Below are 19,084 nucleotides of genomic sequence, written 5' to 3' on the forward strand. Positions count from 1 at the left end.
ATGAGAACGGGAAGACACAAGAAAATTTCACGGATATCGGCCGCACGCGGGCAGCATCGCGGATTGCGCCTGCGGCCTCTGTGTGCCGCCTTGACGTCGGCCATGCTGGCCGTCAGCGCACACGCAGTGGGTGAGGAAAGCGCACCCGCCGCAGCCGCCGCAGCATCGGACGCGCAGGTGTTGCCGGTGGTCAACGTTCGCGGGCAATCGGCTCAGGCGCCGGACGGCCCGGGTGTGGGCTATGTCGCCACGCGCTCGAAGACCGGTACCAAGACAGACTCTGCGCTGCTCACGAACCCGCAGAGCATCTCCGTCATCACGCGCCAGCAGATGGACGACCAGGGCGCGCAGACGGTGGACCAGGCATTGCGCTACACCGCGGGCGTCTACACGCAGGACGGCACCGACGTCCGCTTCGACCAGCTGTACGGCCGCGGCTTCACGCTGGACTCGTATCTTGACGGACTTCATCTCTATCAATCGCCGCGCTTTGCAACGCCGCGTATCGATCCATATTTCATCGAGCGCATGGAGGTGCTCCACGGTCCCGCCTCGGTGCTTTACGGACAGGGTAGCCCCGGCGGCCTCGTGAGCTACGTGAGCAAGCTGCCGACCGAAACGCCTTATCACGAAGTGATGATGCAGATCGGCAACCACAACAATTACCAGCTCGGTTTCGACTTCAGCGGTCCGGTGGACAAGGACGGCACCGTCCTTTACCGGATCACCGGCCTTGGCCGCACCGCGGAAACGCAGGTGAGCGACATCAAGGACCAGCGCATTGCGATCCAGCCTTCGGTGACGATCCGGCCTGACCGCAACACGACCCTCACGCTGCAGGGCAGCTTCCAGCGCGACCCGAACGGTGGCCTGTTCAATCCCGTGCCGGCGGGTGCCACGCTGTTCAGTAATCCAAATGGTCGTCTTGGGCCGGACCAGTATTTCGGCGACCCGAACCGGGACGGCATGCACCGCACGCAGTACTGGTTCGGCTACCAGTTCGAGCACGCGTTCAACGACACGTTCAGCGTGTCGCAAAACGTTCGCTACCTGCACATCGACGACCACTACTATCAGACGTCGGTCACCAGTGCCCTCGCGGCGAACAAGCGCACCGTCTCGATGTGGGCGAACGTCGACAACGAGCACTACTCGCAATTCGAAGTCGACACCCACGCTCAGGCGAAATTTACGACGGGAAGCGTTGCGCACACGGTGCTCTTCGGCGTGGACTACCAGCGCTCGATGCTCGGCGACACGGAAGGCAACGGCGTGGTGGGCACCGTGGACCTCTACAACCCGAATTTCTCGTCGCTACCCACGCAGCAGGCGAATACGCGGCTTGACTACTCGCTGAGCCAGGTGGGCGTCTATGCACAGGACGAGGCGCGCTGGCGCAAATGGGTGCTGACCTTTGGCGTGCGCGAAGACTGGGCGGGCGGCAATCAGCAAACCACGTCGTTGACCACCGGCAGTGCCACCACTTACCACGTGAACAACCATGCCTTCACGTGGCGCGCGGGCCTGGCCTATGAGTTCGATAGCGGTATCGCGCCGTACGTCAGCTATGCAAAGTCGTTCCAGCCGGTGCTCGGTGCCACGTATGCCGGTGCGCCGTTTGCGCCGACCACGGGCAAGCAGGTGGAAGCGGGCGTGCGCTACCAGCCGCGCGGCTTCGACGGCTACTTCTCGGTGGCTGCGTTCAATCTCACGCAGAACAATGTCTCTGTCGTCGATCCTTCGCATGCCGGCTTCACCATCCAGACCGGCCAGATCCGTTCACGCGGCATCGAGGTCGAGGCGCATGCGAACGTCACCGAGGAACTCAAGCTCATTGCGTCGTACGCGTTCGTCAATCAGATCGTGACCGAGAGCACCCGCTCGACGGGCAACTATGGCAAGCGCCCCACCATCGCGCCGCGCAACACGGCTTCGCTCTGGGCGGACTACACGTTCCACCACGGGCCGCTGCGCAACTTCGGCGTGGGTTCCGGCGTGCGCTACATGAGCAGTTCGGCGGGCGATGCCGCCAACACGTTCACTGTGCCGGGTCGCGTGCTCGTCGATGTCGGCGCGCATTACGACATTCAGAACTGGCGTCTCGCGCTCAACGTGTCGAACGTTTTCAATCGCGAGTACATCTCGTACTGCACGTCGTCGGCGGTGTGCTACTGGGGCGCCACGCGCACGGTGCTCGGCACGGCGCGGTATCAGTGGTGAGAATCGTTCGGAATCCTATGCCGATGCCAGATAGTGATTCAGACGCGAAGCGCGCTGCCTGTGTCGTCGCCGATGCCGGTTTTCGTCATGGAAGGCGAAGTGCGCTCTTGCGGCTGGCAGCGGCGACTGCGGCGTTCGCCTTGCCGGCAGGCTTCGCGTGGGCTCAGGCAGCGGTTGCCACTACCACGGCGTCCACGCCGCGGATCGTCGTGCTCGATTGGCCACTGACCGAGATCGTGTTGTCGATCGGCGTGGTGCCCGTCGGCGTTTCGCGGCCGCCGTGGTACCGCATGCTCGATGGCGACCCGCCGTTGCCGGCGTCGGTTGTCGATACGGGGCTGCTCTATCAGCCGAACTTCGAAGTGATTGGCGCGCTGAAGCCCGACCTGATCGTGGTGACGCCGTGGCATGCGCCGCTCATGAGCCTGCTGCAACGAATCGCGCCCACCCAGGTGGTGCCGCTTTTCGGACCCGGCATCGAGGTCTATCCGGCTGTGTGCGCGGCGACACGCGAACTGGCGCAACGGCTGGACCGCACTGCCGCGGCCGATGCACTGTTCGCACGCGCCGACGCGGCGCTGAAAAACGCATCGCAACGACTGGCACACTTTCGCGCGACGCGGCGGCGTGTCTATCTGCTGCATCCCATCGATGATCGCCACCTATCTGTGTTCGGCAAAAACAGCCTGTTCGGCGGCGTGATGGCGCAACTTGGCATCGACAACGCGTGGCGCGGGCCGACCGACGCCCAAGGTACGACGCAAGCGGATCTTGCGGCACTCGCGCATGACGTGGACGCGCAAGCAGTCGTTATCGGCGTGCCGCCCGGCGCGGCGATGCAACTGCAAAAGAGTCCCGTGTGGCGCGCGCTGCCCTTCGTTCAGCAGGATCGTGTGCAGTCGATTGCATCGTTGCCGGCACTCGGCGGGTTGACGACGTCCATGCGTTTTGCGAGCGCCCTTGCGCAGGCGCTTGAGGGAGCGGGCACTTGAATCGCCTTACGAACGCCACACACGCCGACAGTACGCCGCGCGCGTGGTATCTCGCCACGTTTCTGATTCTCGCGACGGTTGCGCTAGGAGCCCGCACGCTCGCGACGCAATTGCCCGTCGCGCAATGGCCCGGGATCGTATCAATAAGCGCCGATGCGTCATTGCCGCAGATCGTGGCGCACTACGCCTGGCTGCCGCGTCTAGTCGTTTCGTTGATGGCGGGTGCCGCCCTGTCGCTCGCGGGCGTCGTCTTCCAGCAGGTCTTGCGTAACCCACTCGCAGAGCCGTTGACCCTCGGCGTCTCCGCAGGGGCGTATTTCGCGTTGACGGTGGCGTCCATCGTGGTGCCGTCACTCGCGCTGGATGGGCGCTTCTCCATTGCGTTCGCGGGCTCCGCGCTCGCCATGCTCGCGACGATGGCGCTCACGTGGCGCAAGGGTTTCGCCGCAGTTTCCGTCGTGCTGGCCGGCATGATCGTGAATCTCTATTGCGGCGCGCTTTCCGTATTGCTCACGATTGTCTACGAGCGTTCGCTCACGTCCGTGTTCATCTGGGGCGGCAGCTCGCTCGTGCAAGGCGGATGGGCAACCGCAACCTGGCTCGCACCACGTGTCGTCCTGTGCGCGGTCGGCGCCGCGCTGCTCGTGCGGCCGCTCACGCTCTTTTCGCTCGACGATCGCGGCGCGCGGCAACTGGGCCTTTCCGTTGCGTGGGCACGCTTCGCGGCGCTCGGTATCGCCGTGTTGCTGAGCGCGTTTGTCACCAGCGCGGTGGGCGTCATCGGTTTCATTGGACTGGGTGGCCCGGCACTCGCGCGAGCAATGGGCGCGCGCCGGCCTCAGGAGCAGATGCTGTGGGCGCCGCTCGCCGGCGGGATGTTGCTCACGCTTGCCGACCAGGCGGTGCAAAGTCTGCCGGGCATGATGGGCGAGATGCTTCCGACCGGCGCGGTGACGGGACTGCTCGGCGGGCCGCTTCTGCTCTGGATGCTGTACCGCATGCGCGTGCAAGGCCCGCAGCCTGCGTTATCAGATGGCGAGCCCTCGCGCGGCTCGGCGCGTCGGGCCTCGCTACTGTTGGGCGCGCTGCTCGTCATCGCCATCGTGGTCTCGCTGCGCTTTTCGATGTCAGTGCACGGCTGGGCGTGGACCGGCGCACGGCAATGGGCGGACGTCGAATTCTGGCGGATGCCGCGGCTCGTCGCTTCGCTCTGTGCCGGCGTGATGGTCGCGCTCGCGGGCACGTTGCTGCAACGCGTAACCGGCAATCCGATGGCAAGCCCCGATTTGCTGGGCGTAAGCGGAGGCGCGATGCTCGGCATGCTCGCCGCCGCGATCCTGGTGGGACCGTCTACGCCGGCATTGCTGACGGGGGCATCGGCGGGCGCGTTGACGAGTCTTGTCGCGCTCGTTGCCATCGGGCGACGTAGCGGCTTCGCGCCCGAGCATCTGCTGCTCGCGGGCATTGCAATCAGTGCGTTGTCCCAATCGGTCGTGGTGCTGGCAACAGCCAGCGGCGGTGCTTACGCGAGTGTGCTGCGCGCCATGCTTTACGGCTCCACTTACGCGATGCTTCCCGCGACGGCTATCGCCGTGGCGATTGCTGCCGTGGCGGGCGCAGCCATAACCTTGATCAGCGTGCGATGGCTCGACATCCTGCCTCTCGGCAGTGCCGTTTCGGACGCGCTCGGCGTTCGCACGCGACACGTGCGACTGTGGCTGCTTGCGGTGGCGGCTGCGCTGACGGCAGGCGCGACAGTGGTGATCGGGCCGATGTCGTTCGTCGGCTTGATGGCGCCGCACCTTGCGCGGCTGATGGGGTTCTCACGGGCGCGCTCGCAGATGCTCGTGGCAGGGTTGGTTGGCGCGCTGCTGATGGTGCTTTCCGACTGGCTGGGCCGCAACGTCGTGTTTCCGCAGCAGATGCCGGCCGGCATTATCGCGACGCTTATTGGCGGTCCGTACCTGATGTGGCTGTTGCGGCGCAATTGACTCGACGCTGACCAGGCGGTCTCGCCGGTCGCGTAGTACGACGCCAGTCAGAAATGGCGAGACTCACGGGAGTTGGCATGACCGGGCGAGACGAATCGAAGGTGCCGCGTGCAAGCCACTCCGTGACGGTGCTGCACGCCACAGCGGCAGCGTTATGGCACGACGCTCGCCATGCCTGTGACGACGCACTGGCGCGCGGCTTCACCTTCGTGCTCGTCCTGAACGGGGCTGAGGCTTTCGGCGATGACAGCCTGCTGATGGACGAAGACCGCCAGCGGTCCGCACGCTTCCATCAGCCTTCGGATCGCCACAACTTCGTGCTGGGGCGCACGATGGTTCATCACCTGGTGCGCTCCCGTGGTGCCTCTACACCCGACGCGTTCCGTCTCGGCCCCTATGGGAAGCCGTTCTTGCCCAACGCCCCTGCCTTCAGTCTTTCGCACTCCGGCCGATGGATTGCGTGTGCCGTAAGCCGGCACGATCCTGTGGGCATCGATCTCGAAACATTCACGCGCCTCGGCGATTACCGGGATCTGCTGCCTGCGGTGGCCCACCCGGCCGAACGACGATGCATCGGCGAGGCGATGCTGCATGAGCGGCTGCCTTTGTTCCAACGCTGCTGGACTCGCAAGGAAGCGATTTTGAAAGCCACCGGCGTGGGGCTCGCGGATGATCTGCAACGTATCGACGTGCGCCTGGATCAGGACGCACCGCTGCTCAGCGACCCGGCGCCATTACGTGTGATCGATCTGCCCTTGAATGACGGGCAGGCAACCGCCGCGCTGGCGCAAGCGCCATGCGTTCAGGCGACCGTGGTGGTGAGGGTGGGCAGGGTGAGCGACACGAAGTTTTCTGCGAGCAGATCTTCCATCGCCAGTTGCGACTTGCCGAACAGCCGATCCGCTGGCTCGACGCCATCGGTGATCGTGCAGGAAGGCGGCTATCACATCGAGACGCTCGCGGCGAACGCCGAGGCTTTCTTTACCGGTTTCGGCAGCCGACGGGGACAAGGCGACGTGCTCCGTACGTGATGCGCCTGATGCTCGTGAACGAAGACGTGCCGCCGCGTCGGTGTCGCGCGCTTCACGCATTCGGCCCGCGCAGTGAACAGTTGATCAGACGTGAAGCGAGTTGAGGGCGCTGTGTTGTCCGTCCTTGTTTCGCTGCGCCAGGAGCCAATCCCGCATGGCTCGCTTTGCGCCCGAATCCGATAAACCTTCCGGATACACGACGTAGTAGCCGAGCGAAAGAGCGAGCGAAAAATCGAAAATCCGGCGCAGCCTGCCTGCCGCAATGTCGCGCTCGACGAGGGGTTCGCTGGTCAATGCGATGCCCTGGCCGGCGGCGGCTGCATCGATGGCGAGTGCCGATTGATTGAAGCGTGGTCCCTTGGTGGGGTCGACTCGACTTCCCTGCTTCAGCGCCGCGATAAATTCCGGCCATAAGTCGTGTGCGTCGTGGAGCAGCACGTGCCTCGCCAAATCCGATGGTTTGGTCAGCGGCTTGGGACCGTCGAGCAGCGACGGGCTGCCTACCGCGAAAATCTCGAGAGGAAACAGCAATTCGCCGACAAGCCCTTTGCCGAAAGGAGGCTTGCCGAGGCGAATGGCGATGTCGACGCCGTCGGCCTTGAACGTGCATAGTTTTTCGTCGGCGATGATGCGCACTTCGACTGCCGGATGGGATTCGCTGAATTCGGACAGTCTGGGAATAAGCCATTTCGACGCGAAAGACGGGGGCGTGCTGATCGTGAGCGACGATGACCGGCGATTGAGCGCTGCCGTAGCGTCCTGGATGATGTTCAGCGCGCGTTGGACCGCGGAAAAATACGCATGGCCTTCCGTTGTAAGCCCGAGCCCTCGCGGCAGCCGTTCGAAAAGCCGAAGCGACAAAACATTTTCGAGATGGCGAACCTGCTGTGCGACGGCCCCTTGGGTGACGCCGATTTCTTCGGCGGCCAGCCTGAAATTGAGATTGCGTGCCGCCGCCTCGAATGCGCGCAGGGCATTGAGCGGAGGTAAGGCGGGTGTTTTTCGCGTATCCATGGTGCAGAAAATCTACTGGCAGACCGGAGAAATCATCATTCGACATTGGCATTGTATCGTCCTATATTGCGGCGAAACGCAGCAAAAAGGCGCCTGCTTCCAGTGGTCGGGCCATCCATCCGGAGAACATCATGGCTGTAGAAAAAGTAGCGATCGTGACGGCAGCAGGCAAGGGCATGGGCGCGGCGATAGCAAGGGAACTTGCAGCCACCGGCTATAGGGTCGCGCTGATGTCGCCGTCGGGTAGCGCTGTCGAACTGGCAAGGGAACTGGGTGGTTTCGGAATGTCGGGGTCGGTGACCGAGGTGGCCGATATTGACCGTCTGGTGCGCGAAACGCTCGAGAAGTATGGACGTATCGATGCGGTCGTGAACAACACGGGCCATCCGCCCAAGGGCGACCTGCTATCCATCGAAGACGAGCAGTGGCACGCCGGCCTCGATCTGATCGTGCTTAACGTGGCACGTGTGCTGCGCCGCGTGACCCCGGTCTTTCAGGCGCAAGGCGGCGGGGCGGTGGTCAATATTTCCAGCTTCGCGGCGGATGCGCCCGAGCAGGCGATGCCGGTATCGTCCGCGCTTCGTGCGGCACTCAGTTCGTTCACGCGCCTGTATGCGGATCGTTACGCGAAGGAGAACATTCGTATCAACTCCGTGCTGCCCGGTTTCATCGATAGCTGGCCGGAGACGCCCGAAATCGTTGCGCGAATCCCGGCCGGCCGTTTCGGCAAGACCGGGGAAATCGCAAAGACCGTCGCATTCCTGCTGTCTGAGGGCGCCGGCTACATCACCGGCCAGAACATCCGTGTGGATGGCGGGATCGTGCGCGCGCTGTAATTGTTGCGGGACGCCATGCTTCGTGTCGGTGCCGCGCCTGTCGCGCCCGGCCTCGCGTGCGCATCGTCATTGATGCCCTCTGTGCTCGATGACAGGACCGCCAGAACGTCGTCTCGCGGTCGTCCCATTTCAAGCGGTGCCTGATTCCGGCGACTACGACGTTCTGCGTGCTGCTGGTGAACGGCGCATACAGGTACACGTCGGCAACGGCATGGGGCCCGGATTTCCGTTGGAACGTGTCGAAGATATAGATGTCGGTGCGTTTCGACAGGCTGTAGTGGATGCTGAATTGGACGCAGCGGCGCAGGCGCGTGACCTTGCGCCAGCCGGTTCAACACATGGGGCGTGGTTCAGGCTTCTTCCTCGCGAGCGCCGCGGGTCCCGCTTTCAGCGGTGCGGGAAGCGGCAGCCCGCGCGAGATGGCGGTACGCCTTCGGCGAATGGCCGGTCATGCGCTTGAAGGCGTTGCTGAAGGCACTTTCGGACGAGTAACCGAGCGACTGCGCAACCACGGCCACCGGCGTGTTCTCGTCGCGCAGCGTGCGTTCGGCAAGGCGCATGCGCCACTGCGCGAGATAGGTCAGCGGCGCGACACCGGCGCTCGTCCTGAAGTGGAAAGCGAACGTGGTGCGGGACATCGCGCATGCGCTTGCCAGCTCATCGAGATGCCACGAGCGCGCAGGGTCGTCGTGCATCAAGCGGAGCGCGGGCGCGATGCGCGGGTTGCCCAACGCGCGCAGCCACCCCGACATGGGCGCAGATGTTTTCAGGTGGGCGCGCAGAATCTGGATGAAGAGCAGTTGCGAGAGTTGCGCCGAGACGAGCGCTGCGCCAGGCAGGTCGCCCGCACGTTCCTCCACGAGCTGGTCGAGAAGCCACCGGAAGGTCGTGGCCTGCGGTGAAGCCGCCGGCACGTGAATCCACGGCGGCAGGACGTCCGACAGCAACTGCCCGCTTGCCGGGTCAAGCAGAACATGGCCGCCGATGTAGGCGAAGTCGCTGCCGTCGCCCAGCGTGGCGGTCGATCTTCCCGCACCGGAAAACACGCTCATCGCGTCGATGGGCGCGAGGCCCGGGTCACTGGCGAGCACGAAAGCGCGCTTCGCCGTCAGCAGGCCGACGTCCCCGGTTCCGAAGCGAATGGGCTCCGTCTCGCCGTCGATGCAAACCCAGCAGGCACCCTTCACCACGGCGAAGAACTTGATCTTTTCCGGTACCGGAAAACGGATGGCCCAGGTGCCGCCGGCCGTGAAGCCACCTGTCACCAGCGATTCGGCGTTCGTGAATTTGAGGATGTCGGAGAAGGGATCGGCACTCATGATCGTACTGTCGCGCAAGCAAGTCGGACTATAGAGCATTAACAGTGCGGAGGTTGCGCCTTAATCTTCCGGTTCTTCGTCCCGGGACATTCAAGGCGATGCCATCAAACGCCTGCCGGCGGACGGCCATCATGGAAATCCACATGACCAGCAAAAGCAACGACACAGGGGTTCTCGTCACGGGAGGAACCGGATTCATTGCGCAGCACTGCATTCTGGCGCTGCTGAACGAGGGTTATCGCGTGCGGACCACGGTTCGTTCGCTGACGCGCGAAGCCGAGGTGCGCGAAAACCTCGGCCGAGGCGGGGCCGAACCTGGCGATCGCCTGTCGTTCGTCGCTGCCGATCTGTGTTCGGACGAAGGCTGGACAGAAGCTGCAGCCGGCTGTGCCTACGTGATACACGGGGCGTCACCGACACCCACCGGCACTCAGGCAAGCGAAGAGGACTGGATCCGGCCCGCGGTCGATGGCAATTTGCGGGTGCTGCGCGCCGCGCGCGATGCTGGTGCCCGGCGCGTGGTGCTGACCTCCGCTTTCGGGGCGATTTGTGCGGGACATGGACCCATGACGCGGCCTTTCAATGAGACCGACTGGAGCGACCTGACGAGCACGAATGTCTGGCCCTATCAGAAGTCGAAGACGCTGTCGGAACGCGCGGCCTGGGACTTTATCGCCCGGGAAGGGCGGGGTCTGGAGTTGTCTGCCATTAACCCCGTCACGGTGCTCGGACCTGTGCTTGGCGCCGACTATTCGCACTCCATCCGGTTGATCAAGAACATGCTGGACGGCCAGCCGGGAAACCCGAAAATCAATTCGGGTTTTGTCGATGTGCGGGACGTTGCGGATCTGCATCTGCGAGCCATGACTCATGAAGCCGCCCGCGGCGAGCGCTTTCTTGCCATTGCCGGCGAAAGCATGTGGCTCGCGGACGTGGCTAAAGTGCTGAAAGCGCGCATGGGGCCGGCTGCCGGCAAGGTATCCACACGGGTGCTGCCTAACTGGCTGGTGCGCCTTGGCGCACTTAGGGATCCAGCGTTGAGAGGATCGCTGCCGCTGCTGGGCTTGAATCTGAATGCCACTAGCGAAAAGGCCATACGTCTGCTGGGCTGGTCGCCCCGCCCGCGGGAAGAGGCCATCGTTGCCACGGCTGAAAGCCTCATGCGGCTCTCAGGCAGCTAAGCGCGAAGCTTGAGAGGTCGACTGCGACTGAACGATTGCTTTCATTCCGAATGTCGTCGGCATTCGCGTGCCTGAGCGAATCATTCCGATGGATATGCGCTGACGGCTCGATGACTCGGGTATTCTCAAATCTGCACAAATCGGTAATCTGCGAGGTTTCGGTGAACGAAAAGCCTCGCTGCCTGAATGCAACCTTGGGATCTTCCATGACTGAGCCTCGGCTGACATTCCTCGATCAGAATGAATGGGAAAACTGGTTGACGCAAAACGGCAGTACCTCGACCGGGATATGGCTGCGCCTCGCCAAAAAGGGTGCCGGGCAGCCTGCCTTGACTTACGAACAGGCGCTGGAGAGTGCGCTTTGTCATGGCTGGATCGACGGTCAGAAACAGGCGGAAAGCGAAGAATACTGGCTGCAACGCTTCACCCGGCGCTCCGCGAAAAGCATCTGGTCTCGGCTCAACAGAGACCGGGCCGAAGCGCTGATCGCCGCAGGCCGAATGCTTCCTTCGGGCATGCGGGAAATCGGGAAAGCCAAAGAGGATGGCCGCTGGGAGGCCGCCTATACGTCAGCCAGCAACTCGGTCGTACCAGACGACCTGCAGGCCGCGCTGGATGCCAATCCCAAGGCCAGCGCGTTCTTTGCGACGCTGAATAGCCGAAACCGCTACGCCATTCTGTTCCGGATACAAAACGCCAAAAAGCCGGCAACACGGGCGCGCAAGATCGCGGAGTTCATCGGCATGCTGAATCGCGGCGAAACCATTCATCCCTAGATCACGAAGTTCGATGGCCGACATCGCACCAGGCTTCGGCGTAGGTGTGAAGTTGAATTCGGCGGACTTCCAGCGTGGTGGTGTCGAGCCGCAGGGCGCAGTGATGGTGGTGCGTTGGTTGAATGCAGGAACACGAACCGCGGGCCAGCATGAAATGGAGGGGCGATGTCACGCCTGTACTCGCACCGCGTACTTCCACCTTCGCTGATATGCATTTCGCTGCGCGGAATAAGGGGCGAGTCCATGGCATTGTGCCGCATGCGGGTGCATCATGAGGGCTCACTGAGGAGGGGGCAGACATGGCAACCTGGAAGCCGGACCCGACGTTCTATCCATCCGCCCGCATGGCAGGCGACGCTCCAAAGGAAACACTCGCGTACGTCGCAAGTTTCGATCCCACGCGCACCGTACCCGACACGCTCGACGTGGTCGATCTCGACCCCGGCTCGGCACAGTTCGCACAGATCGTGCATAGACTGCCGATGCCCAACGTCGGCGACGAACTCCATCACTTCGGCTGGAACGCCTGCAGTTCGTGTCTGTGCCCCAACGCGCCACATCCGCATTCGGAGCGGCGTTATCTCGTCGTGCCGGGGCTGCGTTCGTCGCGCATTCATATCGTCGATACGAAGCCCGATCCGCGGCGGCCCCAAATCGTGCGCGTGCATGAACCCGACACCGTTGCGCAACGCGCGGGTTACACGCGGCCGCACACCGTGCATTGCGGCCCAGAGGGCATCTATGTCACCGCGCTCGCGAATGCGAACGGGGACGCGCCGGGCGGCATCTTCCTGATGGACCACGAGAGCTTCGACATCCTGGGCCAGTGGGAAATCGATCGTGGATCGCAACAGCTTGCCTATGATGGCTGGTGGCACCTTGGCTACGACACGCTCGTGTCGAGCGAATGGGGTCTGCCGGCGAGCTTCGAAAACGGTCTTGTTCCCGAGGTGCTGCTCGGCGGCCAGTACGGCCACCGCCTGCATTTCTGGGATCTGCATACGCGGCAGCACAAGCAGGTGCTCGATTTCGGCGCGGAAAACCAGCTTGTCTTCGAACTGCGTCCCGCGCACAACCCCACGCGGCCCTATGGCTTCGTGAACTCCGTCATCAGTTTGAAGGACCTCTCTGCGTCGATCTGGCAGTGGTATCTGGACGGCGATCGCTGGGCGGCGCGCAAGATCATCGAGATCCCCGCCGAGCCCGCCGACCCTGAACGGCTTCCGCCCATGCTCAAGAGTTTTGCGGCCGTGCCGCCTCTCGTCACGGATATCGCCCTTTCGCTCGACGACCGCTTCCTGTATGTCGCGTGCTGGGGCACCGGCGACCTGCGCCAGTACGATGTGTCCGATCCCGAAAATGCGCGCCTCACGGGTAGTGTGCGTGTCGGTGGCATTGTTTCGCGCGCGGCGCATCCGCGTGCGCGGGACCGTGCGCTCAACGGCGGCCCGCAGATGATCGAAGTGAGCCGCGACGGCCGTCGCGTGTACTTCACGAATTCGCTCTACGGCGCGATCGACGAACAGTTCTATCCCGACGGCATCGACGGCTGGATGGTCAAGCTCGACGCGGCAGCCGACGGCGGCATCGCGTTCGACGAGCGCTTCCTGCTCGAGTGGCCGAAGTCGCACCGGCCGCACCAGATCCGGCTGGAGGGCGGTGACTGTTCGTCCGATTCGTACTGCTACCCCTGAACCGCTGTGAACGTGCGGGGTGCGCGATGAGCGGCCTGTTCGACGCGAACTGGACCATCTGGGCTGCCGTGATAGGCAGCGGGGTCTTTCATGGCGTGAATCCCGCGATGGGGTGGCTCTTCGCGACGGCGCTGGGGCTGCAGCGCGGCAGTCGTCGTGCGTTGCTCATGGCGCTGCCGCCCATCGCACTGGGCCATGCAGCCTCGATCCTGCTGTTCACGAGTTCGGCGGCCGTGCTCGATGCGTGGCTACCGCTTTCCCGCCTGCACTGGATGCTCGGTGCCGTGCTGATCGGCTGGGCGGCGTGGCAGCAGGTGTACGGCCACCGGCATCGCGTGCGCGTCGGCATGACGGCTGGCTTCGTCGGGCTCGTGGCGTGGTCGGCGCTGATGGCGACACTGCATGGCGCGGGGCTCATGTTGATGCCGGCGTTGCTGCCGACATGCGGTGCGCTTCACGGCGTGCTCGATCCGCTCGAAGTTTCGCTGCAGTTCACGGTGCTTCATACGCTCGCGACGCTTGGCGCGACCGCGCTTATCGCGCTCGCCGCCTACGAGTATCTGGGGCTCGAGCTATTGCGTCGTGGCTGGATCAACTTCGACTGGCTCTGGCGTGGTGCGCTCGTGGCGGCCGGTACGTTCGTGATCGCGGCAGGCTGAAGCCGCTCGCGGACGAAATACTGACGCCTCGGCAGGAACCTGACCCGCGTTCATGCCAGCGCCCGGGTCCGCGCGTGCGTTGTGTCCGATTGTTCACGGCAACGGCGAAGGGCAAAGGCGAAGGGCCACGCGCCAAGCGCGAATTCAATCGAGCGATTTACTGAAACGCAGCACGCTGAACGTCAGCATCACGACGCCGAGTGCGGCCATGGCCGCGAACTGCGGCCAGAGCACGCCCATTCCCGCGCCTTTGAGGAACACGGCGCGCAGCACGACGAGGAAATAACGCAGCGGATTGAGAAACGTCAGCCATTGAAGCACCGGCGGCATGGCCGAGATCGGAAACGCGAATCCCGAGAGGATGAACAGCGGATTGACGAAAAAGAAGTTCAACGCGAACGCTTGCTGCTGCGTGCGCGAGAACGTCGACATGAGCAGGCCCATGCCGAGCACGGCAAACAGAAACAGCACGACACCTACCAGCATGACGAGCCAGCTGCCCACGAAGGGCACGTCGAACCAGGCAATGCCGAGCGTGGTCACGATCGCCACGTCGGCGAGCCCGATCAGGAACGCCGGCACCGTCTTGCCGAGAATGAATTCGACGGGCCGGATGGGGCTCACCATGATCTGCTCGAGCGTGCCCACCTCGCGTTCGCGTACGACCGCAAATGCGGTCAAGGTCATGACCTGCAGCAGCGTGAGCGTGGCAACCACGCCGGGAATGAAGAACCAGCGGTCCTCCAGTCCTTCGTTGAACCAGGGGCGCGCGACGAGCGCGACGGAAACCGATGACTGTGCCGCGCCCGCGGACGTCGGCCAGGCCGCGCGCTGCGAGTCGGCTTGAAACGCGGCCACGATCTGGCTGGCGTAGCCAAGGGCAATGAGCGCGGTGTTCGAGTTTGTCCCGTCTACGAGGATTTGCAGCGGCGCGCGTTGCCCATCCAGCAGATGCTGCCCGAAGCCCGCCTGCATGACGAGTGCGAGATCGGCGCGGCCGCTGTCGAGGTCGTGCGTGATGTCCTTCTGCGTGTGGGCGACGTCGACAATGTCGAAGCGGCCTGTGGCGACGAAGCGGGAAGTGAGGTCGCGGCTCGCCTCGCTGCCGTCGAGATCGAGCACGGCCGTCGCGACGTGGTTGACCGTAAACGTTGCCGCATAGCCGTAGACGATCACCTGCACGATCAGCGGCACAACGATCCGGAAGAGCGCCCAGCGGTCGCGCTTCAGTTCCAGGAACTCCTTGACGAGCATCGCGGTGATGCGTTCGAACATGGTGTCGCCCCGCTTCAGTCCAGATGCTTGCGAAACGCGCGCACGCTGAACCAGCCGATCACGAAGGCATACAACGTGAGCGCCGCGAGCGGCGCGGCGAGTTCGGCCAGCGTGCTGCCCTTCAGGAACACGGCGCGCAGAATCGCCACGTAGTAGCGCGCATAGACGATATAGGTCACGGCGCGAACCGGGGCCGGCATCTGCTCGATGGCGAACGTGTAGCCCGACAGCATCGTGGTGGGCAGCATCGTCAGCAGCAGCGCCACCTGACTTGCGCCAAGCTGACTGCGAATGCGCACCGAGACCAGATAACCGATGCCGAGCACGACGAGCGTAAAGAGCGCGGTGGTGGTGGCGAGCGTGAGCAGGCTGCCGCGAAACGGCACGTGAAACCAGAAGACGGCGCCCACGAGACAGAAGACCGCATCGACGAACCCGACGGCGAAGTACGGCATGAGCTTGCCCACCAGCACTTCGAGCGGCGTGACGGGCGTGGAGATGAGTTGCTCCATCGTGCCGCGTTCCCACTCGCGCGCAATGGTGAGCGAGGTGAGTTGCGCGCCCACCAGCGCGAGGATGACGGCCACCACGCCGGGAATGATGAAGTTGCGGCTGTCGAGCCCCTCGTTGTACCAAACGCGCGATTCGAGATCCACCGTGCCGACCGTCGACGTTCGCAGCCCGTGGTCCGATGCCCAGCGCGCAGCAAAGGCCGTCGTGATCTGCGCCACCACACCCTGTGCGTAACCCGTGGCGATGTTGGTCGTGTTGGTGTCCGTCGCATCGAACACGGTTTGCACGGGCGCGACGCCGGTCGTGGTCAGCGTGCGCGTGAAGTCCACGGGAATCGTCACGGCGCCGCTGCATTGGCCGCGATCGATCGCCTCGCGCACGGCGCGCTCGCTGTCGAGCGTATGAACCGCCGAGAACCAGCCGGACGACACGAAACGTTCAACGAGCTCGCGGCTCGTCTGCGTGCGCGCTTCGTCGTGCACGCAAAGCGGCACGTGGCGGATGTCGAGACTCACGCCGTAGCCGAGCAGCAGCATCTGCATGAACGGCATCAAGAGCGCAATGGCGAGGCTGCGCGGATCGCGCCATATCTGCAGCGTCTCCTTGAAGGCGATGGCGAAGAGGCGGCGCGGCCTCATGACGCCTCCTGCTGCGCGGGGCGTTCCACGAGCCGCACGAATACGTCTTCGAGGCTCGGCCGGATCGCTCGCGGCGCCGATGCGGCGATGCCGGCCGCCGCCAGCCGCGCCGGCAGGCCGGCGGCGAGGGCCGCAGCCGGTGCGCCGGGCGTGTCGCAGACGAGCACGTGCAGCTTGTCGCCGAAGATCGCCGCGTCGAGCACGCCGGGCGTCGCGCGCAGTGTCTGCACGGCTTCGCCCAGCGAAGCGGCGGCCAGCTCGAAGAGCGTGCCGCCGAGTGCTTTCTCCCGCAACGCGCCCGGGCTGCCGACCGTCGCGAGCCGCCCCGCGTCGATGAGGGCGATGCGATTGCAGTATTCGGCCTCGTCCATGTAGTGCGTGGATACGAGCACAGCGACCCCGTCCGCCGCAAACCGGTGGATGAGATTCCAGAACTGCCGGCGGGCCTGCGGTTCGACGCCCGAAGTCGGTTCGTCGAGGAAAAGCACCGGCGGCCGGTGAAGGATCGCGCAACCGAGCGCGAGCCGCTGGCGCCAGCCGCCTGCGAGCGTGCGCACGAGCATGTCTTCGCGGCCCACGATGCCGGCCATCTCGATCGCAAAGCGCAAGCGCTCGTCGAGCACCGCCCGCGGCACGCGATAGATGCCGGCGAAGAAGCGCAGATTTTCGCGACAGGTCAGGTCGGCGTAGAGCGAGAACTTCTGCGACATATAGCCGATGTGGGCGCGCACGGATTCGGGGTCGCGGCCCACGTCGAAGCCCGCCACCCAGGCGTTGCCGCCGCTCGGGGTCAGCAGGCCGCAGAGCATGCGGATCGTCGTTGACTTGCCGGCGCCGTTCGGGCCAATGAATCCGACTACTTCGCCTTTCGCGATCGAAAGATCGAGCGCGTCCACGGCGGTGAACTTGCCGAAGCGTTTCGTGAGCCCGCGCGCAAGCACGATGGGCGGTGCGGCGCCCGCTGGCGCGGCCTCGGCCTCGGGCGCCGTCATGCCGTGTCTCCCACGAGCGCGACGAACACGTCTTCTATGCCGGGCTCGACCGCTTCGACCGGCGCGTGCGACAGTCCGCACGCGGCAAGCCGCGCTTCGAGTTCCGGCGCGCGCCGTGCGCCGTCATCCACGCGCACGTGAATCCGGTCGCCCATCAGCAGCACGCCCAGCACGCCTGGTGCGCCCTCGATCTGCGCCTCCAGCGCACGCGGATCGTCGCTAGCAATGGAAAGCAGCGCGCCGGCCATGGTCTGCTTCAGGCGTTCGGGCGTATCGCAACGGCGCACCTCCCCGGCATGGAGCAACGCGAGCCGCGAGCAGCGCTGGGCTTCGTCCATGTAGGCGGTGGACATCACGATCGTCACGCCTTCCTCGCGCAGCCGGTAGAGGATGGCCCAGAAGTCGCGTCGCGAGACCGGGTCCACGCCCGTCGTGGGCTCGTCGAGCAGCACGACGGCGGGACGGTGCACGAGGGCGCAGATCAGCCCGAGTTTCTGCTTCATGCCGCCCGAAAGCTGACCCGCCAGCCGCCGCCTGAACGGGCCGAGACCGGCGGCGTGAAGCAGTTCGTCCACGCGCGGCCGGTATTCGGCGCGCGGCACCTCGAACAGTTCGCCGTAAAAGAAGATGTTCTCGTTGACCGTCAGGTCTTCGTAAAGACCGAAACGCTGCGGCATGTAGCTCAGCACGGTCTTTGCACGCTCGGGGTCGGCAGCGACGTCGATGCCTTCGACCACCACGCGGCCCGCGTCGGGACGCAGCACGCCAGCCAGCATGCGCATCAGCGTGGTCTTGCCGGCGCCGTCGGGGCCGACGAGCCCGAAGACTTCGCCGCGCTCCACCTGCAACGAAACGCCTCGCACGGCTTCGTTCGCATCGAAGCGCCGCAACAGGTTTTCCACCACGATGGGGGGCGTGCCTGCCGGCGTGCTCATTGTCCGCTCGCGCGCGTGGGAATCGTCGCGTCGGCCGGCATGCCGGGCAGCAACTCGTGCGTCGGGTTGTCGATGTCGATGCGAATGCGGTAGACGAGCGTGACGCGTTGCGCGTGCGTTTCCACCGTCTTCGGCGTGAACTCGGCTTGCGGCGAGATGAAGCTGATGCGGCCGCGATAGTCTCTCGCCGGGTAGGCGTCGGTACGGACGGTGACCGCCTCGCCCAGCCGAATCTTGCCGATGTCGGGCTCGTTCACGTACGCGCGCAGCCACACGTGGTCGAGTTCATCGAGCGTGACGACGGCCACGCCGGGGCCCGCAAGCTGGCCCAGTTCGGCTTCGCGCACCGCGATGACGCCGTCGAACGGCGCGCGCAATTCCGTGTAGGCAAGCGTCGTTTCGTCGAGTTTGAGCCGTGCCTGCGCGGCCTCCACATTGGCGGTCGCAAGCGCGACGTTATTGCGCGCGGCGGCGACGAGCGCTTCGTCGTGGGCGAGCGTGGCGGCCGACTGCCTGAACGCCGTCAGCGCCAGGTCGCGGGCCTGCTGCGACACCGCCGCGTGACTGGCGAGCGTCTCTGCGCGCTCGTAGTCGTGCTTCTTCTCGGCAAGGTCGAACCGGTCGCTCGACACGCTTTGCTGGGCGGCGTCGAGCGTGCTGCGGTTGGCGGCCACTTGTGCCGTCTGCACGTCGAGGTTGGCGCGATCGATCTCCACCTGGCGCCGGTAGAGATGATCGTCCACGCGCGCAAGCACGGTGCCGCGAGGCACCCGTGCGCCCTCGTCGAACGGGAGGAAAACGATGGGCGCCTGCACCTGCGTGACGCTCAGAACGCTCTCGTGCGCCTCGATATTGCCCGACACCACGATTTGGGAAGGCGCGTTGCCGCGGCCGAACAACGCGGGCCAGCGCAGCAGCGCATAGCCGCCCGCCGCCAATGCGGCCGCGGCAAGTGCGAGGGCCAGCAAGCCCCACCGTCCGGTTCGTCGTTCGTTCGCCATGCCGCCAATGTACGGAG

At 64.7% G+C, this 19,084-nt stretch carries 17 protein-coding genes; 10 read left to right on the forward strand and 7 right to left on the reverse strand.

The window, feature by feature from the left end; genetic code table 11:
- Positions 1-102: 102 nt before the first annotated feature.
- From PXJ20_RS14020 to PXJ20_RS14035, 4 genes are all read left to right on the forward strand, one after another.
- Positions 103-2,220, forward strand: a complete 2,118-nt coding sequence (locus PXJ20_RS14020) for a TonB-dependent siderophore receptor (RefSeq protein ID WP_421031385.1) — start codon at positions 103-105, stop codon at positions 2,218-2,220.
- Positions 2,221-2,243: 23 nt separating this feature from the next.
- Positions 2,244-3,212, forward strand: coding sequence for an ABC transporter substrate-binding protein (locus PXJ20_RS14025; RefSeq protein ID WP_421057424.1), 969 nt, complete (start codon positions 2,244-2,246; stop codon positions 3,210-3,212).
- Complete coding sequence (gene fhuB, locus PXJ20_RS14030; RefSeq protein WP_421031383.1) at positions 3,209-5,203, forward strand: Fe(3+)-hydroxamate ABC transporter permease FhuB; 1,995 nt, start codon at positions 3,209-3,211, stop codon at positions 5,201-5,203. Before PXJ20_RS14025 ends, fhuB begins: the two co-directional genes overlap by 4 nt.
- 77 nt (positions 5,204-5,280) lie before the next feature.
- The gene (locus PXJ20_RS14035) at positions 5,281-6,234 is read left to right on the forward strand and encodes a 4'-phosphopantetheinyl transferase superfamily protein (RefSeq protein ID WP_421031382.1); all 954 of its coding nucleotides are present in this window, start codon (positions 5,281-5,283) and stop codon (positions 6,232-6,234) included.
- Positions 6,235-6,318: 84 nt separating this feature from the next.
- On the opposite strand, the gene gcvA is transcribed toward PXJ20_RS14035, so the two are convergent.
- Positions 6,319-7,248, reverse strand: coding sequence for a transcriptional regulator GcvA (gene gcvA, locus PXJ20_RS14040; protein WP_421031381.1), 930 nt, complete (start codon positions 7,246-7,248; stop codon positions 6,319-6,321).
- A 131-nt stretch (positions 7,249-7,379) separates the two neighbouring features.
- Between gcvA and PXJ20_RS14045 the strand changes: the two genes are divergently transcribed.
- Positions 7,380-8,084 (forward strand): SDR family oxidoreductase, encoded by a 705-nt coding sequence (locus PXJ20_RS14045; protein WP_421031380.1) that lies wholly within the window; start codon positions 7,380-7,382, stop codon positions 8,082-8,084.
- 350 nt (positions 8,085-8,434) lie between these two features.
- Here the strand turns inward: PXJ20_RS14045 and PXJ20_RS14050 are convergent, their stop codons facing one another.
- Positions 8,435-9,442 carry an AraC family transcriptional regulator gene (locus PXJ20_RS14050; protein WP_421031379.1) on the reverse strand — a complete coding sequence of 336 codons (1,008 nt, stop codon included), beginning with the start codon at positions 9,440-9,442 and terminating at the stop codon, positions 8,435-8,437.
- Between the two features lie 104 nt (positions 9,443-9,546).
- Between PXJ20_RS14050 and PXJ20_RS14055 the strand changes: the two genes are divergently transcribed.
- The 5 genes from PXJ20_RS14055 to PXJ20_RS14075 all read left to right on the forward strand — a co-directional run bounded on the left by PXJ20_RS14055 (position 9,547) and on the right by PXJ20_RS14075 (position 13,713).
- Positions 9,547-10,584, forward strand: coding sequence for an SDR family oxidoreductase (locus PXJ20_RS14055; protein ID WP_421032611.1), 1,038 nt, complete (start codon positions 9,547-9,549; stop codon positions 10,582-10,584).
- 206 nt (positions 10,585-10,790) lie between these two features.
- Positions 10,791-11,360, forward strand: a complete 570-nt coding sequence (locus PXJ20_RS14060; RefSeq protein WP_199542220.1) for a YdeI/OmpD-associated family protein — start codon at positions 10,791-10,793, stop codon at positions 11,358-11,360.
- A gap of 13 nt (positions 11,361-11,373) precedes the next feature.
- Complete coding sequence (locus PXJ20_RS14065; RefSeq protein WP_421031378.1) at positions 11,374-11,568, forward strand: hypothetical protein; 195 nt, start codon at positions 11,374-11,376, stop codon at positions 11,566-11,568.
- A gap of 91 nt (positions 11,569-11,659) precedes the next feature.
- Positions 11,660-13,054, forward strand: coding sequence for a selenium-binding family protein (locus tag PXJ20_RS14070; protein WP_421031377.1), 1,395 nt, complete (start codon positions 11,660-11,662; stop codon positions 13,052-13,054).
- Positions 13,055-13,080: 26 nt separating this feature from the next.
- A complete protein-coding gene (locus tag PXJ20_RS14075; protein WP_017773389.1) occupies positions 13,081-13,713 on the forward strand; it encodes a hypothetical protein in 633 nt (210 codons plus the stop codon).
- A gap of 144 nt (positions 13,714-13,857) precedes the next feature.
- On the opposite strand, the gene PXJ20_RS14080 is transcribed toward PXJ20_RS14075, so the two are convergent.
- Genes PXJ20_RS14080 through PXJ20_RS14100 form a run of 5 tightly spaced genes read right to left on the reverse strand, consistent with a single transcriptional unit; the run spans position 13,858 to position 19,067 of the window.
- On the reverse strand, positions 13,858-14,988 hold the full coding sequence (locus PXJ20_RS14080) for an ABC transporter permease (RefSeq protein WP_421031376.1): 1,131 nt from the start codon (positions 14,986-14,988) through the stop codon (positions 13,858-13,860).
- 14 nt (positions 14,989-15,002) lie between these two features.
- A complete protein-coding gene (locus PXJ20_RS14085) occupies positions 15,003-16,139 on the reverse strand; it encodes an ABC transporter permease (RefSeq protein WP_199542074.1) in 1,137 nt (378 codons plus the stop codon).
- Positions 16,136-17,131, reverse strand: a complete 996-nt coding sequence (locus tag PXJ20_RS14090; protein ID WP_277599176.1) for an ABC transporter ATP-binding protein — start codon at positions 17,129-17,131, stop codon at positions 16,136-16,138. The genes PXJ20_RS14085 and PXJ20_RS14090 overlap by 4 nt, the downstream gene beginning before the upstream one ends.
- Positions 17,128-18,066, reverse strand: a complete 939-nt coding sequence (locus PXJ20_RS14095; RefSeq protein ID WP_421031375.1) for an ABC transporter ATP-binding protein — start codon at positions 18,064-18,066, stop codon at positions 17,128-17,130. Before PXJ20_RS14095 ends, PXJ20_RS14090 begins: the two co-directional genes overlap by 4 nt.
- Entirely contained in the window at positions 18,063-19,067 is a 1,005-nt protein-coding gene (locus PXJ20_RS14100) for an HlyD family secretion protein (RefSeq protein WP_421031374.1), read from the reverse strand. The genes PXJ20_RS14095 and PXJ20_RS14100 overlap by 4 nt, the downstream gene beginning before the upstream one ends.
- Between the last annotated feature and the right edge of the window lie 17 nt (positions 19,068-19,084).

This window comes from Paraburkholderia sp. A1RI_3L, from assembly GCF_048957895.1.
Taxonomy (GTDB): Bacteria; Pseudomonadota; Gammaproteobacteria; order Burkholderiales; family Burkholderiaceae; genus Paraburkholderia; species Paraburkholderia kururiensis.